The 21214-nt window shown below is 61.3% G+C and carries 8 protein-coding genes; 4 read left to right on the top strand and 4 right to left on the bottom strand.

The genetic code is table 11. The annotated features are described in order from the left end of the window. The first annotated feature begins 58 nt into the window (after positions 1-58). Both C4S68_RS00260 and C4S68_RS00255 read left to right on the top strand, forming a co-directional pair. On the top strand, positions 59-7738 hold the full coding sequence (locus tag C4S68_RS00260) for a choice-of-anchor D domain-containing protein (protein ID WP_103931048.1): 7680 nt from the start codon (positions 59-61) through the stop codon (positions 7736-7738). A gap of 11 nt (positions 7739-7749) precedes the next feature. Beyond that, positions 7750-8319, top strand: coding sequence for an outer membrane protein (locus tag C4S68_RS00255; protein WP_103931047.1), 570 nt, complete (start codon positions 7750-7752; stop codon positions 8317-8319). A 93-nt stretch (positions 8320-8412) separates the two neighbouring features. On the opposite strand, the gene C4S68_RS00250 is transcribed toward C4S68_RS00255, so the two are convergent. Both C4S68_RS00250 and C4S68_RS00245 read right to left on the bottom strand, forming a co-directional pair. Continuing rightward, a complete protein-coding gene (locus C4S68_RS00250; protein ID WP_103931046.1) occupies positions 8413-9756 on the bottom strand; it encodes an alkaline phosphatase family protein in 1344 nt (447 codons plus the stop codon). A gap of 97 nt (positions 9757-9853) precedes the next feature. Continuing rightward, complete coding sequence (locus tag C4S68_RS00245) at positions 9854-13309, bottom strand: TonB-dependent receptor (RefSeq protein ID WP_103931045.1); 3456 nt, start codon at positions 13307-13309, stop codon at positions 9854-9856. A gap of 333 nt (positions 13310-13642) precedes the next feature. Here C4S68_RS00245 and C4S68_RS00240 point away from each other — a divergent pair, with 333 nt between their 5' ends. Next, positions 13643-15052, top strand: coding sequence for a hypothetical protein (locus C4S68_RS00240; RefSeq protein ID WP_103931044.1), 1410 nt, complete (start codon positions 13643-13645; stop codon positions 15050-15052). A gap of 163 nt (positions 15053-15215) precedes the next feature. Here C4S68_RS00240 and C4S68_RS00235 read toward each other — a convergent pair whose 3' ends face one another. Together C4S68_RS00235 and C4S68_RS00230 are read right to left on the bottom strand one after the other, a co-directional pair. Next, positions 15216-16781: a hypothetical protein gene (locus C4S68_RS00235; RefSeq protein WP_103931043.1), complete on the bottom strand. Its 1566-nt coding sequence runs from the start codon at positions 16779-16781 to the stop codon at positions 15216-15218. 29 nt (positions 16782-16810) lie between these two features. Continuing rightward, the gene (locus tag C4S68_RS00230) at positions 16811-19333 is read right to left on the bottom strand and encodes a fibronectin type III domain-containing protein (protein WP_160114928.1); all 2523 of its coding nucleotides are present in this window, start codon (positions 19331-19333) and stop codon (positions 16811-16813) included. Between the two features lie 546 nt (positions 19334-19879). On the opposite strand from C4S68_RS00230, the gene C4S68_RS00225 reads away from it, so the two are divergent. Next, entirely contained in the window at positions 19880-21055 is a 1176-nt protein-coding gene (locus C4S68_RS00225) for a sialate O-acetylesterase (RefSeq protein ID WP_160114927.1), read from the top strand. The last annotated feature ends 159 nt before the right edge of the window (positions 21056-21214 follow it).

Raw genomic sequence — 21214 nt, 5'->3', positions numbered from 1 at the left:
CCTCTCTCGACTTCCACGCACCCACCCAGGCCCACGAACTTCCGCCAGGAGACTCACGGTGAACGTCCAATCTTCCTTCGCTGTCCGCCAGGCCCTGCTCCGCTGCATGGTTACGCTCGCTGCCCTCATGGGGTTGCTGATGCCGCAAACGGCGTCTGCCGGTACCGTCTTGACCTCTCCGGTTGTCGTACAGCTTCCTGCGACGGCGGTCGGCAATTCGTCGAGCGGAGTCGTGGAGACCGTCACGTTGACGGGTTTCACCGGGAGCTTCAGCTTTCAACAGCATTACGCGAGGGATTACTACTTCAGCGGGCCGACGTGTAACGGCACGGGTACCGTGACCTGTACCCTCACGGTGTACTTCCGGCCGACGTTGCCGGGCATTCGCAAGGAAGCCATCTTTGTAATGAATGGCTCGACCCGCATCGGTACGATTCTTCTGTCGGGCGTAGGCACAGCTCCGCTCGCGGCCTTTCAGCCAGGTGTCGTGACGCTGCCAACCGGTCTGGCCGTCTCGTCCAGCGGTTACGTGAAGGACATCGTTACCGACGAGAACGGCGTCGTGTACTTCTACAACAGCGCCGCCAACAGTATCCAAAGTTGTTTGCCGGGATGCACGACGCCCACCACGCTGGTCAGCAATGTGGGAACCATCTTCAATCTGTCGATTGACGGTGCCGGCGTCCTCTACTGGGGAATGGGCGGCAACAGTGCGGCGTTGCTGAGCACGATCAACACCTACGACACGGTGCAGAGCCTTCAGGGCACAATCACCATGCCCGCGAGCGACCAGTACTACAACACCGCCGTGGACGGCATGGGCGATGTCTTTGCCGTCGGAGCTTCGACGAACACGATCTATAAGCTGCTGCCCACCGGATCGTCGACCACCGCCGCGCTCAACCCGCCGGTGACGTCTGCGTACTTCGGCCTGATCGACTCTGCGGGCGATTACTTCATCGGCGGTTCGTCCTTCAACGAGCTTACGGCCGCAGGTTCGCAAAGCCAGATCTCGACGTTGAGCACTGCCAACCAGTTCGGAATGGACGCAGCCGATACACTCTATCTCGCCAGCGGAACCGTGCCGACGGAGCTTGCGTCCTCGAACTACAACAGCAGCACCTACAGCTTTTCGGCCTTCAGCAACGTGCCGATTACAGGGCTGACCTCGAGTACGTCCGGCACCTTGTACTTTGGCACGCTGGGCGGCGCGTACAAGATCGATCGTACGCAAGACACCATCGCGTTCGGCAGCCAGACGGAAGGCGCGACGGCTGCGACGCAGACAGTGAACATGCTCAACATCGGCAACTCGCCGCTGAACCTTAGCAACATTGCACTAAGCGGAACCGGCTATGCACTGCAGACGGCTGCCACCAATCCCTGCACCGCTGGCATCATGCTGGCGCCCGGCGCATCGTGCAACATCGCGGTGAACTTCGAGTCGCCCAACGCCGGCAACTATCCCGGCAGCATCGTGGTGACGTCAAACTCGTTGAATAACAATTATTCAACCGAGACCATCACGCTGAGCGCTTTCATCAATGGCGCGTACCTGGTGGCCTCGCCTGCGACGGTGTCCTTCAACCCGCAGACCATCGCGACCAGCAGTACCGCGCAGACCATCACGATTACGAACAACGGTTACGGTGGACCTGCGACGCTCTCCAATCTTGCATCGACGAGCCCCGACTTCACGGTGGCGCCCTCGAGCAGTGGCGGCTGTGGAGCGACACTGGCCGTCAATGCGAGCTGCAATCTGAGCCTCACCTTCACGCCGACTGCACCACAGGCCTACACCGGCGCCGTTTCGATCACGGGCAATGAGGGCAGTAGTACGCCGGCGTCGGTGGCCTCGATTCCTGTCACAGGCAATGGCCTGCCGGGTATCGTGCAGACGGGCGGCAGTAATAGTAACAACGTCCTCATCTTCAACTCGGCAGCGGTCGGCATCGCGCCCGGTTCCGCACAGTCACTTACCGCGACGTATACGATCACCGGGTACAGCAGCTCGATAACTCCCGTCGCCACGCTGCATACGGGCACCAGTTACAGCGCAGGCCAGGCAAGCTGCACCGGCCCTGTCGCAGCGGTGGTCTGCACGGTGACCGTCCAGTTCACCCCAAAGTATCCGGGGGCGCGTAAAGACGCCATCTTCCTCACCGTCAACGGTACCCGCATCGCCACAACGCTGCTGGATGGGGTTGGACAAGCGCCCTTAGCATTGATGCAACCCGGCATCATCACCACTCCCATCCTCAATAATTCCAACTATCTTTATAACTCCGTCGTGGATGAGAACGGAACGGTCTATATCGCGCTCGAAGGTGCGAACTCCATCCTCCGGCTCACAACGGGCGGTGTTACCTCTACCCTTCCGATCACAGGCTTGAATTCACCCCGAGGAATCGGGATCGATGGAGCTGGTGTGCTCTACATCGCGGACCAGAGCTCGAACGGCTTCATCAAGTATTACGACACCGTCCAAGGCTTACAGGGAACCATCAATGTGCCTGGTACGGGCAACACGCTGCAGAGCCTGACCACAGGCAACACCGGAGACGTCTACGCCACGGACAGCAGCAAGATTTACACGATCTTTCCGAATGGAACCGGGGCGGCGACTGTTATCTCCCCCAGCATTACCCAAGCCAGCGGACTGGTCGTCGACAGCAGCGAGGATGTCTTCATCGGTGGTTACTCGATCAACGAGCTTCAGTCGGGTGGAACACAGAGTCAGATCACGCCCAACGGCAACTCCGGCATCGGCATCGATGCTGCGAACACGGTGTACGTCTCGCGCGACACCAACAACAGCACCTACTCGTATTCCGTCGGGCTGCTTCCGGCCTCTAACTACCTCGCCCCGTTAGGTGGGATTGACGCTGGTGGTTACATCACCGGTAACCCAAGCGTGGGTCCCGATGGCACTGTCTATGTCGGCGACTACACCAACCTCGACAAGGTCGATCGCTCCCAGGGCGCGGTGAACTTTGGCAGCATGAGCACCAGCACGCCCTCGACATCGACGCTGACCCTGTACAACGGGGGCAATCAAGCGCTCACGCTGGCGACTGTGGGCGTGTCTGGCGCCATCTTCACCCTTTCGCCCGCCAGTTCGAACTCCTGCAGCAACAACATGAGCATCGCTCCCGGCGCATTGTGCAACATCCTCGTCACCGCCACTCCCACACACGCAGGCAGCTTCACCGGGGCTGTCACCTTTATCACCAACTCATTGAACACCACGGCAACTACGCAGACAGTGGCACTTAGTGGCTATGTGAACGGTGTTTATGTCACACCGAATCCCACAACACTTACGTTTGGCAACCAGGCCGTCGGTACGTCCAGCACTCCGCAGAACATCACGCTCACCAACTCCGGAGTCCTCTACACGGCTGGAATCGGCGGCTTCAACACCAATGCAGGGTTCACGGTGAACGCGTCGAACTGCAGCAGCGGGCTCGCGCCAGGCGGTTCCTGCGCGCTTGCCGTGACCTTCACGCCGACGGCAGCACAGGCTTATACGAACGTCACATTCAGCGCCTCTGTGGGGAGCAACGGAGGTGGCCCGAACCAGACAGTGAGCTTCACAGCGAGCGGCACGGGCTTCACGCCACAGCTGTCGGTTGTACCCACGGCGCTCTCCTACGCTGCAACGGTGGGTACGACCTCGCCACCGCAGAACGCGCTGGTCACAAACATCGGCACGACGACGATCACGAACCTCGCGCTATCGTTGACCGGCACCAACTCGGCAAACTTCACGCAGACGGCAACCACGTGCACCACGACACTCGCGCCTGGAGCAAGCTGCACAGCGACCATCACCTTTACGCCGCCCGGCACCGCGGGTCCCTACACCGCGGCCTTCACGGCCACTGGTGGCGCGAGCACGGCGAGCACTCCGCTTACAGGTACGGGCAACGCCTTTATTCCCATCGCACAGCTGCAGTTCACGCCCGCAGCGCTGACGCAGTTCGCCGGAACAGGAGCACCATGCAGCCGCGCGACTCTTGGTGGCGGGGATGGAGGCCCGGCGACCGCAGCCAGCTTCTGCACGGCGTTCGGCACATCGGTCGATCCCTCTGGCAACGTCTACATCACCGACTCTCAGGCCAATGATGTTCGCAAGGTTACGCCTGCGGGCATCATCTCCAGCTACGCTGGTGTGGCCAACGTGGCGGGATCGAGTTCAGGAGATGGCGGGCCGGCCGCGGCTGCGGGCCTCAACTTCCCCGTCGATACCATCTTCGATCCCCTGGGCAACGGCTACATCGTGGATCTTGGCAACGCGCGGATGCGCAAGGTCACGGCCAACAACGGCAACATCAACACGTTGTACGGCCCGACGATCGGTTTCTTCAACGGCACCACGGGTACGCTGCCCATCGGAGATACAGGCTCGATCGCCTTTGATCCTTCGGGCAACATGTATCTGGCCGGCGGTTACAGCCACCTTGTTATCAAGATCACGCCCGCTGGATCGCCGAGTATCTTCGCAGGCACCGAGACAAACTCCGGCCCAGGACTCCCCGGCTACACGGGCGATGGCGGCCCGGCCTACAACGCAACGCTGAATAATCCGCAAGGCGTAGCTTCCGACCTTGCAGGCAATATCTACATCGCTGACACGAACAACAACGTCATCCGCAGGGTAAGTGCTGCCACCGGCATCATCAGCACTTACGCGGGCACCGGGACGCTGGGCTACACCGGCGATGGCGGCGCCGCCACCAGCGCCCAGATCGGCGCGAACTATGTCTCCACCGATCTCGCCGGCGACGTGTACGTGATGGGCATGACGACACAGCCAGGCTATGCCGGCGAGTTCTACGTCGTCCGCAAGGTCACACCTTCAGGAACGATCTCCACCTTCGCCGGGAGCGGTTCCGGCGGCGTTGGCGCACCGGCGAATACAGCATCGTTCGCGTCGGCCATCGGCATCTCGCGGCCCGATCTCAACGGAAACCTCATCATCCCGAACTACACCAATGTGTATTCGGTGGGCGGAGCGGGCCTGCTGGCCTTCGGCACGCAAACGCTGAACACCAGCGCGGTGCAGACACTAACGATCGAGAACACGGGGAACACGCCGCTGGTCTTCGGCTCGACTCCTTACATCCTCACTGGCTCGTCAGAGTTCACCGTGACAAGCTCCACCTGCACGGGCTCCCTGGCGATCGCAGCAACATGCGCTGTGCAGGTGACGTTCACGCCGACTACAGCCACGTCGGCGACGGCGTCTCTCGCCTTCTCGTCAAACGCCCAGGGCGGAACGGAGACCGCTTCGCTCACGGGCACAGGGGCAGCAGCCAGTGCAGCTCTTGCAGTCATCAGCCCGGCGAGTCCGTTCAGCTTCGCGAACACCAGCGTGGGATTGACGACGCCCCAGGTCTTCGTGCTGTCCAACCCGGGCAATGCGGCGCTGAATGTGGGGGCCATCGCCATCACTGGAGGTTCAGGCGCGTTCACGCTCAACACCGCCTGCGCCAATACGACCATCGCACCCAATGGCAGCTGCAACATCATGGTGAGCTTCTCACCGGGTGCGGCACTGATGTACAGCGGCTCGCTGAGTGTGAGTGACAATGCCACCGGTTCTCCTCAGACGGTAGCGCTGAGTGGCACAGGTACGGCGCCGAATGCGACCCTCACCGCTTCGCTTGCATTCGGCAATCAGGCCCTCGGGACGACAAGTGCGACTCAGATCGCGACCCTGATGAACTCAGGCAACGACACGCTGACCATCAGCAGCATCGTGGTCACTGGAACGAACGCGCAAGCCTTCCCCGAGAGCACAACCTGCGGCAGTTCGCTCACTGCAGGGGCAAGCTGCAGCATCACCGTTGCCTTCGCGCCGACGATCGCCGGTGGCAACATGGCCAGTGTCACTGTGACGGACAACGCGTCCTCCGGCACGACGCAGAGCGTGGCGCTAAGCGGGACCGGCACGGCACCAGGAGTCAGCCTCACCGGATCGCTGGCCTTCGGCAATCAGCTGGTGGGAACCTCCAGCGCTACGCAGATGGCGACGCTCACGAACACGGGCACTACGACGCTGACGATCAGCAGCATTGCGGTGAGTGGCACGAACGCGCAGGCCTTCCCGGAGAGCACAACCTGCGGCGGTTCTCTTGCTGCGGGTTCGAGCTGCACCATCACCGTTGGCTTTTCGCCAACAGCCTCCGGCGCAAACACCGCGATGGTGACGGTGACGGATAACGCCGCGTCCGGCACAACACAGACGATTGCGTTGACTGGGACCGGCACGGCTCCGAACGCGAGCCTCACCTCGGCGCTCTCGTTTGGTAATCAGCCTGTCGGCTCCACGAGCGGAACGCAGATGGCGACGCTCAGCAACACCGGCACTGCGACGCTGACGATCAGCGGCATCGTGGTGGGTGGGGCGAACGCTTCGGTCTTCCCGGAGAGCACCACCTGCGGAAGCTCGCTGACCGCGGGCTCGAGCTGCACGATCAGCTTCGCCTTTGCTCCGACGGCGACGGGAGCTGATGTTGCAACGCTCACCGTGACTGACAATGCCAGCAGCGCAACCACGCAGATGCTGGCGCTGAGCGGCACCGGCACAGCGCCGAACGCCACGCTCACGTCATCGCTGACCTTCAGCGCTCAACCGCTGGCGACCACCAGCGCAACGCAGATGGCAACACTCACGAACACCGGCACAGCAACGCTCACGATCAGCGGCATCGTGGTGAGTGGAGCGAATGCTGGTGCGTTCCCAGAGAGCAGCAGCTGCGGTGCGACGCTGGCTCCGAGCGCAAGCTGCACGATCACGCTTGCGTTCGCGCCGACGGTTCTCGGAGCCAACGCCGCGGTGGTCACCGTTTCGGACAACGCTCCTACACCGCAGCAGACAGTGATGCTGTCCGGCACGGCTACAGCAGCGCTGATCCCCATCGCATCGCTGACGCCTGCAAGCCTCACTTTTGCATCGACGCCGTACGGCACTTCGGATCCCACCCAGACCCTGACATTGAGTAACACCGGGACGGGCCCGATGACGATCTCCTCCATTGCCATTGGAGGCGCCAACGCTTCCTCCTTCACGCAAACCAACAACTGCGGCGCAACGCTCGCGGCATCCGCGATGTGCTCCATCACGGTTACCTTCACCCCGGCCGCAGGAGGAGCGCTGACAGCTTCGCTCAACGTCACGGACAACGCCTCCGGCTCGCCGCAGAGCTCTGCGCTCTCCGGTACCGGGACGATTGCCACGGACTTCAGCGTGGCCGCCGCACCTCCGTCGGTGACGGTGGTCGGTGGCTCGACCGCGAGCTACACCTTCACCGTGACGTCGATCAACGGCACGCTGGCCAGCCCTGTGACACTCACGGCAACCTCTCTGCCGGGAGCCACGATCACCTTCTCACCAGCATCGGTATCGCCGGGCAGCGGCTCTGCTACCAGCGTGATGACGGTACAGACCACATCAGCGCTTGCAGCTCTTGAACCGTGGCGAATCGGACCGGCTGGACCGATCGCCCTGGCATTGATGTCTCCGCTGTTCTTCATGCGCCGACGCTTCCCGAGAACTGTCCGACGCAAGCTCACTTTGCTGAGTCTGTTCGTCCTGCTGGGTGCGGCGGTCACATCTCTCAGTGGTTGCGGCGGCGGATTCGCTCTCCCGTCCCGCACCTACACGATCTCTGTGACCGGTGCTTCGAGCACAACCACACACACCACCACTGTCAACCTCACCGTGCAGTAAGGAGGCTTCGGATGCGTTTGTTTCTCGTACTCATGTCACTCTTCAGCGCGTCCATGGCCGCTTGCTCGCAGCAGGTGCAGCCACCCATAGAGATCGCGCTCGACTACAACTTCGTGCATACGAACGCTCCGCCGGCCGGCTGCAGCTGCTTCACCATGCAGGGTGGAGGTGGTGCGGTACTTTGGAACCTGAGCCCGCACTTCGAGCCGATGTTCAAGGCCTCGGACACCCAGGCGAGCGCCATCAACGGTACGTCGAGCAATCTCAACCTCACCAGTTACCTCTTCGGTGCGCGATCCGGTTTACCCGTGCGGCACTGGTTCAGGCCGTACGGCGAAGCTGCCGTCGGCGTCGCACATGCCACAGGCTCCATGATTTCGTTGCAGGGATACGGCCCGTCGCAGAACGTCTTCGCGGCGACGGTTGGCGGAGGTCTGCTCATCGATGTCACGCCGCGAATTGCGATTCAAGCCGTCCAGGCTGACTACTATCTCGCTACGGTCCCCAATGGGGTGAATGGGCACCAGAACAACCTGCTGGTGACGGCGGGCGTGGTGTTGCGATTCGGCGAAAGACACTAGACAACGTGCTCCGGAGCCTGGCCTGCCAGGGAGCAGAATCTCCGCTGCTCCCCAACAGTGCCAGGACAACTCGATCACGACCGCGCCGCAAAGTTATTGGAATATCTCGCTGAGGGGACTATCCTGCGCCTGGTCGAGACGGACGCCCAGAACGGACGCAATGGTAGGAGCAACGCGCAGGTTCGAGATCGAGCCCACGTGCACACCGCTGCGGATGCGTGCGCCTGAGGCGATGAACAGCGCCTGCATGTCCGAGTCCGTATTGAGGTAGCCGTGCTGTCCTTCCGCGGGATGCGCAGTGATCAACGTAGCGGCGCTCTCGTCGCTGAAGGCATAGTCGGGCGTTGCAGTAAGGTACAGCTGCGGCGCCTGGTCGGTATCCTGCTCCGAGGGAAGTCCAATGGCGCGAGCCTCTGCGTTGGTGTAGACGTGAGCGACTCCGGGCAGCGTAGCGAAATACTCTTTGAGCTTTGGTACAAGCGTTGCGCGTTGTGTTGTGTCGGGAATGAAGATCTCCGCGGCACCGCCTTCGGCCTTCATCAGGACCGGGCCCGTGTAGCGATCACCGCTGCGATGCACGAAGCCCTGCTGCTCGAGGCCGACGTTGAGGTGGATCGTGTGTGTAAAGCTCGCGAAGCCATGGTCGGAGACGAGGAAGAAGGTTGTGCGATCGAGCAGGCCAGCCTCCCGCACCGCATCTACGACCCGCGCGATGCAGGCGTCCGCATCGGCATAGGCGGCGTAAGCGGCCGGGGTCAGCGGCGCGTACATATGTTGCAGGGTGTCCGTCTGCAGAAGGTGCAGCAGCAGCAGGTTCGGCTTGTGCTTCTCGATGATGTCCACCGCAGCTGCGGTCCAGATCTCGTCACGCCAGGCTGGGCTGCTGCCGTCGCCGAAGTGCCGCACCTGCTCCGCCGTGAGGGTGCCTTGAGCGACCAGCTCGTGAGCGATCGTGCCGGAGGCATCCGGCCTCTCGCCGAAGTCCCAGGTGACGCCTTTGGCCCCGTAGATGGCGACCCAGTCCACCTGCGCCGTGGTGAGGCCTTTCTCCGTTGCGGCCTCATACAGCGTGTGCGCGTGAACCAACTTCTCCTTCGCGACCCATGGCTCGATCGTCGGCTCGCCGTGATCGGCTGGAAATTCGATCAGGCCGTTGGCCATGACGTGGTGCTGGCTGGCATCGACGCCTGTGATCATCGCCGTATGGTTGGGCCAGGTGACGGTCGGATTGATGGGCTGCATCGCCGTGGCGCTGGCTCCGCGCGCAGCCAGCGAGCGCAGGGTAGGCATGGGCAGCATGGGGTCCTGCAGAGCCCGGGCGGGAAAGCCATCCAGGCTGATGACAACTACGTGGGCCCCCGCCGCGGCTTCCTTCAACGGAGCCTGGGCGTCAATGCCAGCGCAGGTCGTCAGCGCTGCAAGAACAAGTACGGACACTCTCTTCAACTCAACTCATTTCCGCGGCACTTTGGATCGCCGCTGTCAGGATAAAAAATAGGAGCCGCCGGAGCGGCTCCCAAGGGGAAGTGCCTGCTTAGAACAGCAGCTTGAGGCCGAACTGAATCTGCCGGGGCAGATTGTTCTGCGAGGTGATGGTGCCAAAGCCCGCGTCCGTGACCCCGGTATCCGGATTGCCGAACTGTACATGGTTGAAGGCGTTGAAGGCTTCGGCGCGGAACTGTACGTTCAGCCTCTCCACCGCGTGGAACTCCTTGAACAGAGAGAGGTCGGTGCTGGCAAGTCCAGGGCCGCGAAGGTTGTCGTAGTAGCCGGGACCGTTGCCCAGATGGTACGACTGCGGCTGGCTGAAGTCTGCCTTGTTGAAGTACGCGTTCAACCGCTGATGGATGTCGCCGTGCAGCGTCGCGTTCTGGCCGTTGGTATCGGCGCGGAGCGTCTGCACATTGAAGGTGGAGAGATTGTTGCTGGCACTGATCTGCAGAGGGTTTCCGCCCTGCAGCGTAGTGATGCCATTGATCTGCCAACCCCCGAGGACAGCGTTCTCAATGCCGTTGAAGCTCTTGCCAAACTGGCGGTCGCGTCCGAAGGGAAGATCGTAGATGTAGCTGACGATGAAGCGTTGACGGACGTCATACGAAGTCACCGCATAGTCGGCCATCGGGTTGAAGCTGTCCTGATGATTGGTGCCGTTGTCGTAGTTCTTCGCCCAGACGTAGGAGCCTTCGAGCTGCAGCCCCTGGCGGAAGCGCTTGTTGAGACGGACCTGCAGCGCGTCGTACTGATTGTTGCCGCCCGAAAGGAACAGGGGCAGCATGCTGGTGTATTGCGAGTACTTCTTGAGCAGCTGCGCCACCGTGGTGGTGGTTCCGTTGATGGCGCCGCCCGTGGTGATCTGACCGTAGTACGGGTTCGTCACCGCGGTCTGAAGGTTCGCGCCCTGCGCAAGAATCTCTGCAGCGGGCACCTGGTCGAAGTCGATACCACCTTCGCGGCTCTGCTGCTGCTTGCGTCCACGATCGCCGACGTAGGCGATATCGAAGATCGTGTTTCCAGGTAGCTGTTGCTGCACATCGAGCGAGTACTGCACGACGTACGGCGTGGGAGTGTTTTGCAGCACGCCTTCAATCTGCCCGCCAACGCCCGTGAGCAGCCCCGCTGTGGCTCCTGGAGGATTCTGGAAGCCCTGCGGGAAGGGGTTGTCGAGCAGGCTGGTGCTCTGCGGGTGGATGCCGTCGTTGTTGACGGAGCTGATCCAGTTGTTCTGCACGCGGAAGCCATACGGTCCTACCGTTCCTGCCGCCGCCTGAGCGGAGGGACCGTACACGATGGCCGCGCCGCCGTGCACCACCGTCTGCCTGGCAGCCTGGTATGAGAAGCCAAACCGCGGCGCCAGGTTGTTCGCATCGATGTTGTATTGATGACGGCTCTGCCCATTGACGCCGACGAAGACCAGTCCACCTTCGAGCCCCGGCACGCTGGAAGCCAGCGGAGACGAGATCGTGGGGTTGAAGAAGTTCATGCGGTTGTAGCGCTCGGTGCGCGGCACGTCGATGTCGTAGCGCAGTCCCAGGTTCAGCGTCAGGCGCGGAAGGATACGCCAGTCGTCCTGGAGATATCCCGCGAAGTAGTAGCTCTGGGTGGCAACGTCCTTGTAGTGCTGGATCATATCGCCGGTGCCAAGACCCAGCAGCATGGAGGCGATACCATCGCCCTGTCCTGCAACGGCCTTGTTAGGCTGTTGGGTCCAACTGGTGCCGAAGGAGAAGTTGCCTGAGCTGTCGGCGCTCTCATGGTCGTTGACGCGAATCAGACGGCCATCGAATCCGAACTTGAAGGTGTGCTGTCCATGAGTCCACGCCAGCGACGAGAGCAGGCTGTAGGTCATGAAGGCGTTGTGGCGGTTTCCGTTGTTGCCCAGCCCGGTATAGGCCTGCGGCGAGAACACTGGGAAGAGCGGCGTGCCACCGAACTGGTTGATGTTCGCCGGAAGTCCCAGCGTGGTTTCATCGAAGCCCAGGCTCTTGTTGAGGTAGTTATAGAGCGTGCGCGAGAAGCCCAGCCGCACGTCGAAGATCATGTTCGACTTGGGGAACAGCGTGTAGGCGGCCGTCAGACCACGCGAGAAGTCCTCTCCGTCGATCAGGCCTTCAGCCACGGCGGTCTTGCCTGGCCACAGGTTCTCGGGGTTCGATTCGAAGACGCGGTTGGAGTAGCGCACGAACAGCTTCTGACGCTCGCTCAGCGTGTGGTCCACCCGGACGTCCCACGCTGTGGTCGCGTTGGGACTGCCACCTGTCGCGTAGAAGTTGTTTACCGTCGCTCCGGGAACGTTGGGCTCCGGATAGTAGGAGAGTGCCTTGAGCGCCACGGGGCTCAGCATCGACGTGGGGATGATGTTGTTCTGGAAGGCGGTGCGAACGTACTGCTGGCAGGGCGTCTGTCCTACGACCGCGCACTGGGTCGTGAAGGGGTTATAGATCGTCTCGCCGGTCTGCGAGAAGTCGCCCTGACGCTCTGCATCCGTGGGCACGGTGTTGGTAATTTCGGTGGACTGGTTGGAGCGCAGCAGCTCGGTCGACACCATGAAGAAGGTGCGGTCCTTGAAGATGGGCCCGCTCAGTTCGCCACCATATTGATTGCGGTGGAACAGCGGAAGGGGCTGCTTGTGCAGGTTCGCGAAGTAGGTGTTCGCGTCCAGCGCGGAGTTGCGGATGAACTCGAACGCCGTGCCGTGAAACTGGTTGGCGCCGGACTTGAAGACTACGTTCACGACGCCATCGAGCGTCCTGCCGTACTCCGCCGGAAAGTTCTGGGCGAGGACATGGAACTCGCCGATGGCGTCGATGGACGGAAACACTCCGATGCCTGAGTTCCCGTTGACGGTGGGAAAGCCCGCTGGCGTTCCGTCGACCAGCGTGTCGTGGTAACCCTGGCGGCCGCCGCTGATGGAAAAGCTGTTGGAGTTGTAGTCATCGCCGGTCGATCCGGAGTAGCTGGGGATCAGGGCCAGAAGCGCGTATGGGTTGCGAGTATTCAACGGCAGCTCGCGCAACTCCTTGCCGTTCACCTCATCGCTCACCTGGGAGGAGACCGTATCGAGCCCGGAGACGTCGGCATTGACGGTGATGACCTGGTCCAGCTGGCCGACCTGCAGCGTCACATCCTGGTTCGCGTTCTGGTTCAGGTCGAGCCGGATGTCCGTCTGGTCATAACCACGAAAGCCATCGGCTTCGACATGGAGCGAATAGGTGCCGGGCTGGAGGTCGAGCAAGGTGTACTCGCCGCGGTCGTTGGTTTTCTGGACGGTCCGAGCGTTGGTCGCGGTGTTGGTGACGGTGATCGTTGCGGTGCGGATCGACCGGCCGTTGCTGTCGTGAATGGCCCCGACAAGGCTGGCGCCGATCGACTGAGCGCGTGCCGGGAGGTTCGCTGGCTGGAAGGTCAGCAGCCCTGCCAGCAACAGCGTCGCCGCCGAGCCTCGCTGCAGGGTACGTTGCGGCCAGGAATTCCGTGGCCTCCAAATCTTCATCGTTCTTCCTTTCGTCATCTGGTGAAAGAAGCAGCGCACACCGGCGGGGAGGCCGGCTGCGCGAAATTAAGCAGGACGTGCAGGGATTGGAAGATCCACTCCGCTGTCTGCGTGTCCAATGCCGACACTAGGGACGCCGCAGAACGAGAACGCAGTGAATTCTCAGTGATTCATGCACCATCAACGACGACGATTTGCAAAATCAACGACATGCAAGGCTTCGTTCCATGACGGATGGCCACGTGAAACGCAGGTGATTCACGCTGCATTCATGGAAACTAGGTTCAATTCATCTAGCGATGGCATGGAACGGCAACAGGATGGCCAACCTGCATGGGTGAGGATTGCAGCGTGGTGGCACCGGGGACAACGGAAGAGGATCGTGGCTACACCGGTGACCCGCGCTGGTTGCTGGTGGAAAGAATTCTTGCCACTCGGGACTTCCAGCGCTCGCCACGGCTGTCGGAGTTCCTGCGTCACGTCAGTCAGCTGACTCTCCAGGGCCACGAAGACACCATCAGCGAACAGTACCTGGGCACGGCTCTGTTCGGGCGGTCCGCGGACTACGATTCCACCTCGGACACGATCGTGCGATCGCACGCCTTGCGGCTTCGCCGCAAGCTCGAGCACTACTTCCGGCACGATGGCCGGTCGGAGCCGCTGACCCTGATCATTCCCCGGGGCGGTTATGTGCCAACCTTTATCCCGGGTGCGGAGACTGCGTCAGCAGGTGCTCAAGGGCGCGAGCAGATGCCTCCCCAACTCGCGACGGGAGCGCTTCCCGAAGCCGCTCCTCACACCGAGGACGACTTGCGGGTGCTCGTCCCCGAACCGGCACTGGTGGCGACCGCGATCTCTCCCGACCTCCGCGAGGTGATGAGCCGATATCGCACGGTGCTTACGCTGACGCTGTGTCTGGTGATCTTGCTCGTCGCCGCCGTTGTCTATCAGTGGCGCGCGCTCGCTATGCTGCGGGCGCACGCGTACCACGACCGCAATCATCCGTTGTGGAGTCGTCTCTTCAACACGGAGGAGCCAACGCAGGTGGTTCTCGGCGACTCCGGGCTCGTCCTCTTTCATGCCACAGCGCGGCGCTACGTGAGCCTCTCTGAGTACGTCAACAACGACTTCGCAAAAGAGCTTCCGTATGTGGAGCACGTCGATCCGAACTTCGCCCTCTTCCTCTCGGGGCGCCGGTACACGTCCTTCGTCGATGCGACGGCAGCGATCCGCCTGTTGCGTTTGCCGGAGGCGCTGCCAGACCGTACTACAGTGCGGTTCAGCCGCGACATGCGCCTGGATGACTTCAAGAACGGTAACACCATCATTGTTGGCGCCCAGGAGGCAGATCCCTGGGTCGAACTGTTCGAGCGCCAGATGGACTTTGTCTTTTCGATCGATAACCCGGAGAAGACTGCAGTCTTTCTCAATAAGAACCCCCAGCCGGGAGAGCCGGCAGTCTATCGCCCCGAACTCGAAGGCCCTCGCCAGATCTACGCGGTCGTCGCATTTCTGCCAAACCTGAATGGCACGGGAGATGTGTTGCTGCTGGAAGGAATCAACATGGCGGGAACGGAGTCTGCAGTCGACCTGATGATGGATGATCAACAACTGCTGCCCATTCTTCGCCGCATGCGCGGAAAGGACGGGACACTGCCCCACTTCGAGATGATGATCGCAGCCAACGTCGTGAAGGACAGCCCTGCTCCTCCACAGGTCGTGGCTCTCCACGTGCATCGCTAGTCTCGCCGTGAGCACGGAACGCGACGCCTTCAACGTCATGCGGGAGATGGCGTTCCACGAGTCGCCGGACCATGGGTACTCCACACCTCGGACTCTTAAGGATCTCTGCGGTTGACTGCAATGGCAGCTCCCGGGTGAGGTTGCCGTTGCAGGACCGTGCGCGCTACTTGTAGCCGATGTTCCTTAGCGCATCTCGTCCGAGTCGCTCGGAAAGCTGCTCGAGGTATAGGCTCGCGGGCTTGACTTGCTTGCCGGGCGACTCAATCATGCCGGGCTGCAGTGCAACTTCCTTGCCAGCATCTCTGGCCGGTTGCGGAGGGTTCAGCTCCTCGCCCCGGTTACCAATTGACCAGTTCGCTGTGCCTGGCGGCGTATTCACTGCGAAGGATTTTGCACTGCTGTTCCAGATCACCGACCAGCCAATCGCCCAACCATGGCCCGAGCCCATCATCCCGCGATTCATGAGGTCGATGCCGCCGTCCGGGACATCACAACCATCGATCAACAGCCCTGTAAACCAGCGCTGATGGGGCTGGATGTGGCTGTCACCCGTGAAGCGACAGTGCAACAGGACGACGGGCCCCTGCTGCTTGGCTTGTGTCAGGAAGAAGAACGTTCGATCTCCGCTGGCGGTGATGCGGTCAAAGAGAATCTGTTGACCGTTCGCCTCGAAGTCGGATGGCTTGGCTTCTCCGACGATCGGCGTCTTATTCACGACGTCCGTCCTGACGACTGAAATTCGCTCCGTACCGGAGTCGATGCCAACTGAGCTCGTCGTCTCCAGGAATACGAGGGACCGCAACCAGCAGTCCGCAGCATCGTTCATCATCAGGCCGTCGAACTCCGGCGTGCCAAACGTGATGCTACGGCTGGGCGCAACCACGCGGAGGTCTTCCACGCCGACCTCCTCCACCTGCCCGCTCACTTGAACCCTGGTCACACTTACCGCGCCCACACCGAGATACTTCGCGTCATACGAGTCCATCAGCGGCACAGCCAACGTTACTGCGTTCCCTTTGACGGATGCGACGCGACGCCTGACCTGCAGCGTTCCATCGATCCAATGCTCCGGCTTGCCGCCGCGAAGCCCCAACGCATCCATCCCCATGAATTGAACCCATGCCGGGGTAACAGGCTTGACGATCGAGAGCGTGTCGCCTGCATGAATGCCCGAAGCATCGGTAACATGGAACGTCGTTGCGCCGGAAGGAACGTAAGTATCGGCGACTTGCACGGGAGCACCCACGGTCTGCACATCGAGCTTTCCACGAACCCGGATGGCAACATGCGGCTCACCGGTCATCACGATCGTCGTGCCAGTATCGTCAGCGCCTTCCCCACGCAGCACCACACCTGAGACAGTGAGCAGAATCGTGCCGAAGCAATGATAGGTGCCTTTCCTTAAAACAACCGCGCCACGGAAGCCATCGACCTGAGGCAGCGCGGCGACCTCGTCGATGGCCTTCTGAATCGCTGCGGTGTCGTCCTGTCCGGAAGGAGTTACGGCGCGCTTCATCGGCACCATCGGCAGAGCGACTCCGCCGCCTCTGTATCCTGCCGAGGAGAAGTCCGCGATATGGTCTCCACCGGGAAGATGCCGGTATGCCAACTTGCCGTCCGGACCGATCGCGGCCCACGCACTCTGGCCCGCCACCGGCTGCGCCGCGAACGATAGCCCCGTGGCCAGCGTTGCGCAAAGAAGCCAGTGCCTCCGAAACTCAAGAACCATGCCACCCACCTCAAATCAACGAGAGTCCGTTAGTTGGTATGTTTGCCTTCGACCCACAGCTTCTCACCCTCGCCTGATGGATTGATCGCCGAGACGGCGAATCGATATTGCCTGCCGGGCGTGAGCCCATCGAGGGTGACGAAGGTACGATGCGTCCCGGCGAGAGTCAGAACTCTGCGGCCGGTAAAGACCTCGTGCCGGCCATCGGGATCTACGGTCACGGCATAGGCAATGATGTCCTTGCTGTTCTTCGGCGCGGCGAAGTGGATGCTCGCTCGTGTGCCCTGGATTTCGACACTCGCTTCATCGGGTTTGCCGGGCACGGGCTGCTGCGACGTCGCTCGAGATACTGGCAACGATGGCAGGGACGCCACGCTGACGCCCGCAGCATTCGAGGCCGATACCGTGAAGCGCAGAGATTCCGCTCCAGGCTTCAGCTTCTGCACCGCGTAGCCGAGACGATCAAACTCTGCTGCTGAGAGCACAGTCTCACCACCATCGCTCGACCGCACGATGTAGCGGTCGACAGCGGCCCCGCCCTCAAAGACAGAGGGTCGCCATGTAACATAGGCCTCCGCCGGCGTGAGGAAGACGGCCACGCCCGTGGGCGCCTCCGGCGCTACCGCTCGAGCGGGCGGAGCCAGAAGATCGCGGAACGCGGGCTCAAGGCCAGCCGACGAAAGGACTTCCCCGGGAGCCTGGTTCAGCGCATCGATCAGATGATTTCCCGAGCGAACGATCTGCTTCGCATCGGAGTCCGGGTCGCCCTGCTGCCACCAGTTGTCCTCGATGGCAAGCGGATCGTTCACGTCTCCCTTCAGACCATCGTAGTAATCCTTATGGGCCGATGCGATGTTGTCGTGGTTGGTGTTGAAGACCACGTTCCCGCGGATGGTAATCATCGCCGAACCGTTGTCGGTGTAGATGCCGTGGCCCGTGCTGAACTGGAGGTCAATGACATTTCCCTCGACGTGTTCGCCATCGGCGATGGTCACGCCGGTCCGGCCCTGCGTATAAATGCCGCCGCCGTCCGCGAGATTGAGCATGAATCGTGTGATCCGGTTCTTCTCGACGACATTGCCTGTAGAACGATTTGCAACGCCCGGCAAGCCGATCTTGTCGGGCCAGCCGCCCCAGCCCATCGAAATCCCGGCGTAAGGAACATGATCGATCTGATTGTGGGCGATATGGCTGAAGCGGGCATATCCAACGACGATCGGAATACCGCCATGAAACTCCGCCCCAACGTTGCGGAAGAGGTTATTTTCGACTTTGTTGCCGACGGCGAAGGCCGGATCCGCAGCTTCAGGGGCAGCAACTCCCGCCAACTCCAACCCGTTACCCGAGATGTCGCTGAAGACGCAACCTTCAACAAGGTTGTTGTGTGCACCATCTGCGATCGCAAGGCCAGCCGCTCCGAGGTGAGTGAAGGTATCCCGCTTGAAGTGGACCGAATCCGCGAAGTGCGTGGTCACATTTGCAGGCTCAGGACTCCACGCAGCATACGGGCAAGTTCCTTGCGGCGCCAGAGTACATAGGGCCTGGCGGGTCGCGCCATCCTTGCCTGTGACTCGATAATTCGCCTGAATCTCGGAGAAACCTTCGGGCCCACTTGGCTCCTGCCAACCGGCATAGGCAAAGGTGAGACCCGCGATGGTGATGTCATGTGCTGGCTTCGCTTCATCCCCGGCGATCTCGAGCAGCGATTCAAGCACTGGCGCTTCTACATCGGCGTTGCGGAGATCCTCCCCGGAACGGGGCGTATAGAAGAGCTTGCGGCTTGTGCGGTCGAAGTAAAACTCGCCCGGCGTGCCGAGCAGTTCGTAAGCATTCTCCATGAAGGTGGGTTGCTTTCCCACGCTCGCGGGCCCAACGAGATTGTTGGGGCGTGTCGCACCAGCCGTCTTGATGCGCTTGGTCGAGTTATCCCAACATGGCTGTGCCATCTCGATCTCCGTGCCGTGAATCGATGCCAGCGGGCAACGGGGTTCGGTCCATCCACCGAGCCCGACTTCGGGCTCACTCCACAGCGCATTGCCACCTGTGTAGACGAACTCCATCTCCTCGGGATGCTTCCAATGCGCGAGCAGATCGCTGTCTGCGGTGTAGCCGCGGTCGGTCATGGTGAGGCCAACGGGGACGCGCCCCTTGGCGCGTCTCGCCCTGACGCCATCAATATAGATCTGCCTCGGTGGCGCGACGCCAGCCGGCAACGTTGCAGACCAGAGGGAACGTTGGCGGTCGACGAGCTTCCATTCCTGCACGCGCGTCCCTCCACTCAGCGTCACGTGCTGCCCAGCCGCGGCGCCCAGGGACAGGCCCGAATCAGCGGCAGTGAGATGCAGCGGAGCGGGCAGGACATAGATGCCAGCCTCGATCTCCACCACATGCTCGCGCGTGGCACGCGCCAGCTGAATGGCTTGCTGAAGGGACGCAACCGGCGACCCCTTGCTGCCACTTGCCTGATCGCGACCACGAGGGGAGACGTAGATCGTCTGCGCCTGCATGCCCCCGAAAGACAGGGTCACGCCAATCGCCGCGATGCCAACCACCGACATCCTTCTCAACCAACCGTATCTATACATCCATCCCCTGCTATCTTTGCGGACGTTTCGTCCTTCGCTGGCAATCGGCTGCAAGGTTCGAACGCGAACTCTCACTGCCCGGCCGTGATGATGATTTGTCTCCACAACGTTCCATATACATGCACGCTCACCGCATGCGACGACAGTGTGGGCTTGCTGCCAGCCCGAACCATGCGCCTTGTGCGTCCGAGAGTGAGGGCTCATGGAACTTTCAGTGCATGTCATTCGATGGGACGGCGCATCTCGCATCCGGCTACAACCGGCTCTGACGATTTCAGAAGGCGTGTTCTATTGTCAATGAAAAAGTATTTTCATATGCGAATCTGCACGCTCGCAGCATCCGTCTGTCGGCACGTTTCCTGAGGCAACAATGATCCTGCGCCCTTGATGATCTTTCCTGGATGGCATTTGGAACGTTCGGATAAAATCCGTAGCGCCGCTGATGAAACTGTCTGTTGGCTGGTGAAATTACGAGAGCAACGCCTCAAGCGTGTCGTGGAGTGGAGTGAATGCGTGAAGACTTATCGCCGTCATGGCTCGATCCTGGCCCGCGTGCTGGGGCTCATACTTTGCCTCGGCGGAGTGCTGTCCGCGCAGACCCCACCGCCGGCTGCAGCGTTGAGCATCACCTCTCCTCTCGACTACCAGGTGTTTCAACGTTCGACGCGTCTGGTTGGCACAATCTCCATTCAGGGCCATGCGCCCTCCGGGGCCAGCAGGGTTGAAGTTCTCATCACCGGTCGCTCCGTCACGGGTCCTCTCCCTTCACGCTGGCAGCGTGTGGCATACGATCGCGGAAGCGGCCAGTTCCACGGAGGGTTGAAGACGCCGGCGGGCGGCTTCTACACCGTGCAGATCAGAATCCAGAGCCACTCGCAGACGATTGAAACAGCCACCGTGGCGCACGTGGGCGTCGGCGAGGTATTCGTTATCGCTGGCCAGTCGAACTCTACGAACTATGGAGAGGTAAGACAGGTCTCGGAGACCGGTATGGTCACGACCTTCAGCGGGAACGCCTGGAGACTAGCAAACGATCCACAGCCTGGCGTACAGGACAACAGCACGAAGGGCAGCTTTATCCCATCCTTCGGCGACTCGCTCTATCGCCGGTATGGTGTACCGATTGGCGTAGCTTCGGTGGGCCATGGGTCCACCAGCGTGCGGCAGTGGCTGCCTGCGGGAGACCGCGTGGAAGTCATGCCCACGATGACGAAGTACATCACTGTAAAGCCGGACGGAACGCTCGTCAGCGATGGCACGCTCTTCAACGGCATGATGGAGCGCATCCAGCAATTGGGCGTTGGAGGATTTCGCGCTGTCCTGTGGCACCAGGGAGAGTCTGATTCCCATCAGCCGCCCGCGCATGACATCACGGCCGAGACGTATCGACGCATGATGGAGCGCGTCATCGTGGCTGCCCGGAATCAGGCGGGTTGGAAGCTGCCCTGGTTTGTTGCAGAGGCGACCTACCATACGCCGGAGGATCAGTCCTGCCCTCCGATCCGGGCGGCTCAAGCCAGCCTCTGGCAGAGCGGCATCGCGCTGGAAGGGCCCGACACCGATACCCTCACCTCGGCCTACCGGCAGAATGAGGGCAAAGGCACTCACTTCAATGATGCCGGTCTCAAAGCGCACGGTGTGCTTTGGGCAAAGGCCGTTGAAGCCTACCTCGATCTCATCCTTCGCTAGAAGGACGAGGCGCGTTCCCGCCTTGCTAAGTTGCGTCAGTTCTGCGTGCAGCCCCTCAAGACGGTGTGAATCCGGCGCCTCGAAGCCGCGTTGCGGATGTAACTCTGGCTCTTCAATATATGAAAACGAATCGTGACCAATAAAAAATCTGTTGACAGA

This window comes from Bryocella elongata (assembly GCF_900108185.1).
Classification (GTDB): Bacteria; Acidobacteriota; Terriglobia; order Terriglobales; family Acidobacteriaceae; genus Granulicella; species Granulicella elongata.
The sequence above is the reverse complement of the archived record's forward strand: the minus strand, read 5'-3'. Positions and strand labels throughout refer to the sequence as shown.

Coding starts and splice junctions, on each gene's coding strand:
- C4S68_RS00240 (WP_103931044.1), top strand. CDS start 13,643: ATGGGTGAGGATTGCAGCGTGGTGGCACCGGGGACAACGGAAGAGGAT.
- C4S68_RS00235 (WP_103931043.1), bottom strand. CDS start 16,781: ATGGTTCTTGAGTTTCGGAGGCACTGGCTTCTTTGCGCAACGCTGGCC.
- C4S68_RS00245 (WP_103931045.1), bottom strand. CDS start 13,309: ATGAAGATTTGGAGGCCACGGAATTCCTGGCCGCAACGTACCCTGCAG.
- C4S68_RS00255 (WP_103931047.1), top strand. CDS start 7,750: ATGCGTTTGTTTCTCGTACTCATGTCACTCTTCAGCGCGTCCATGGCC.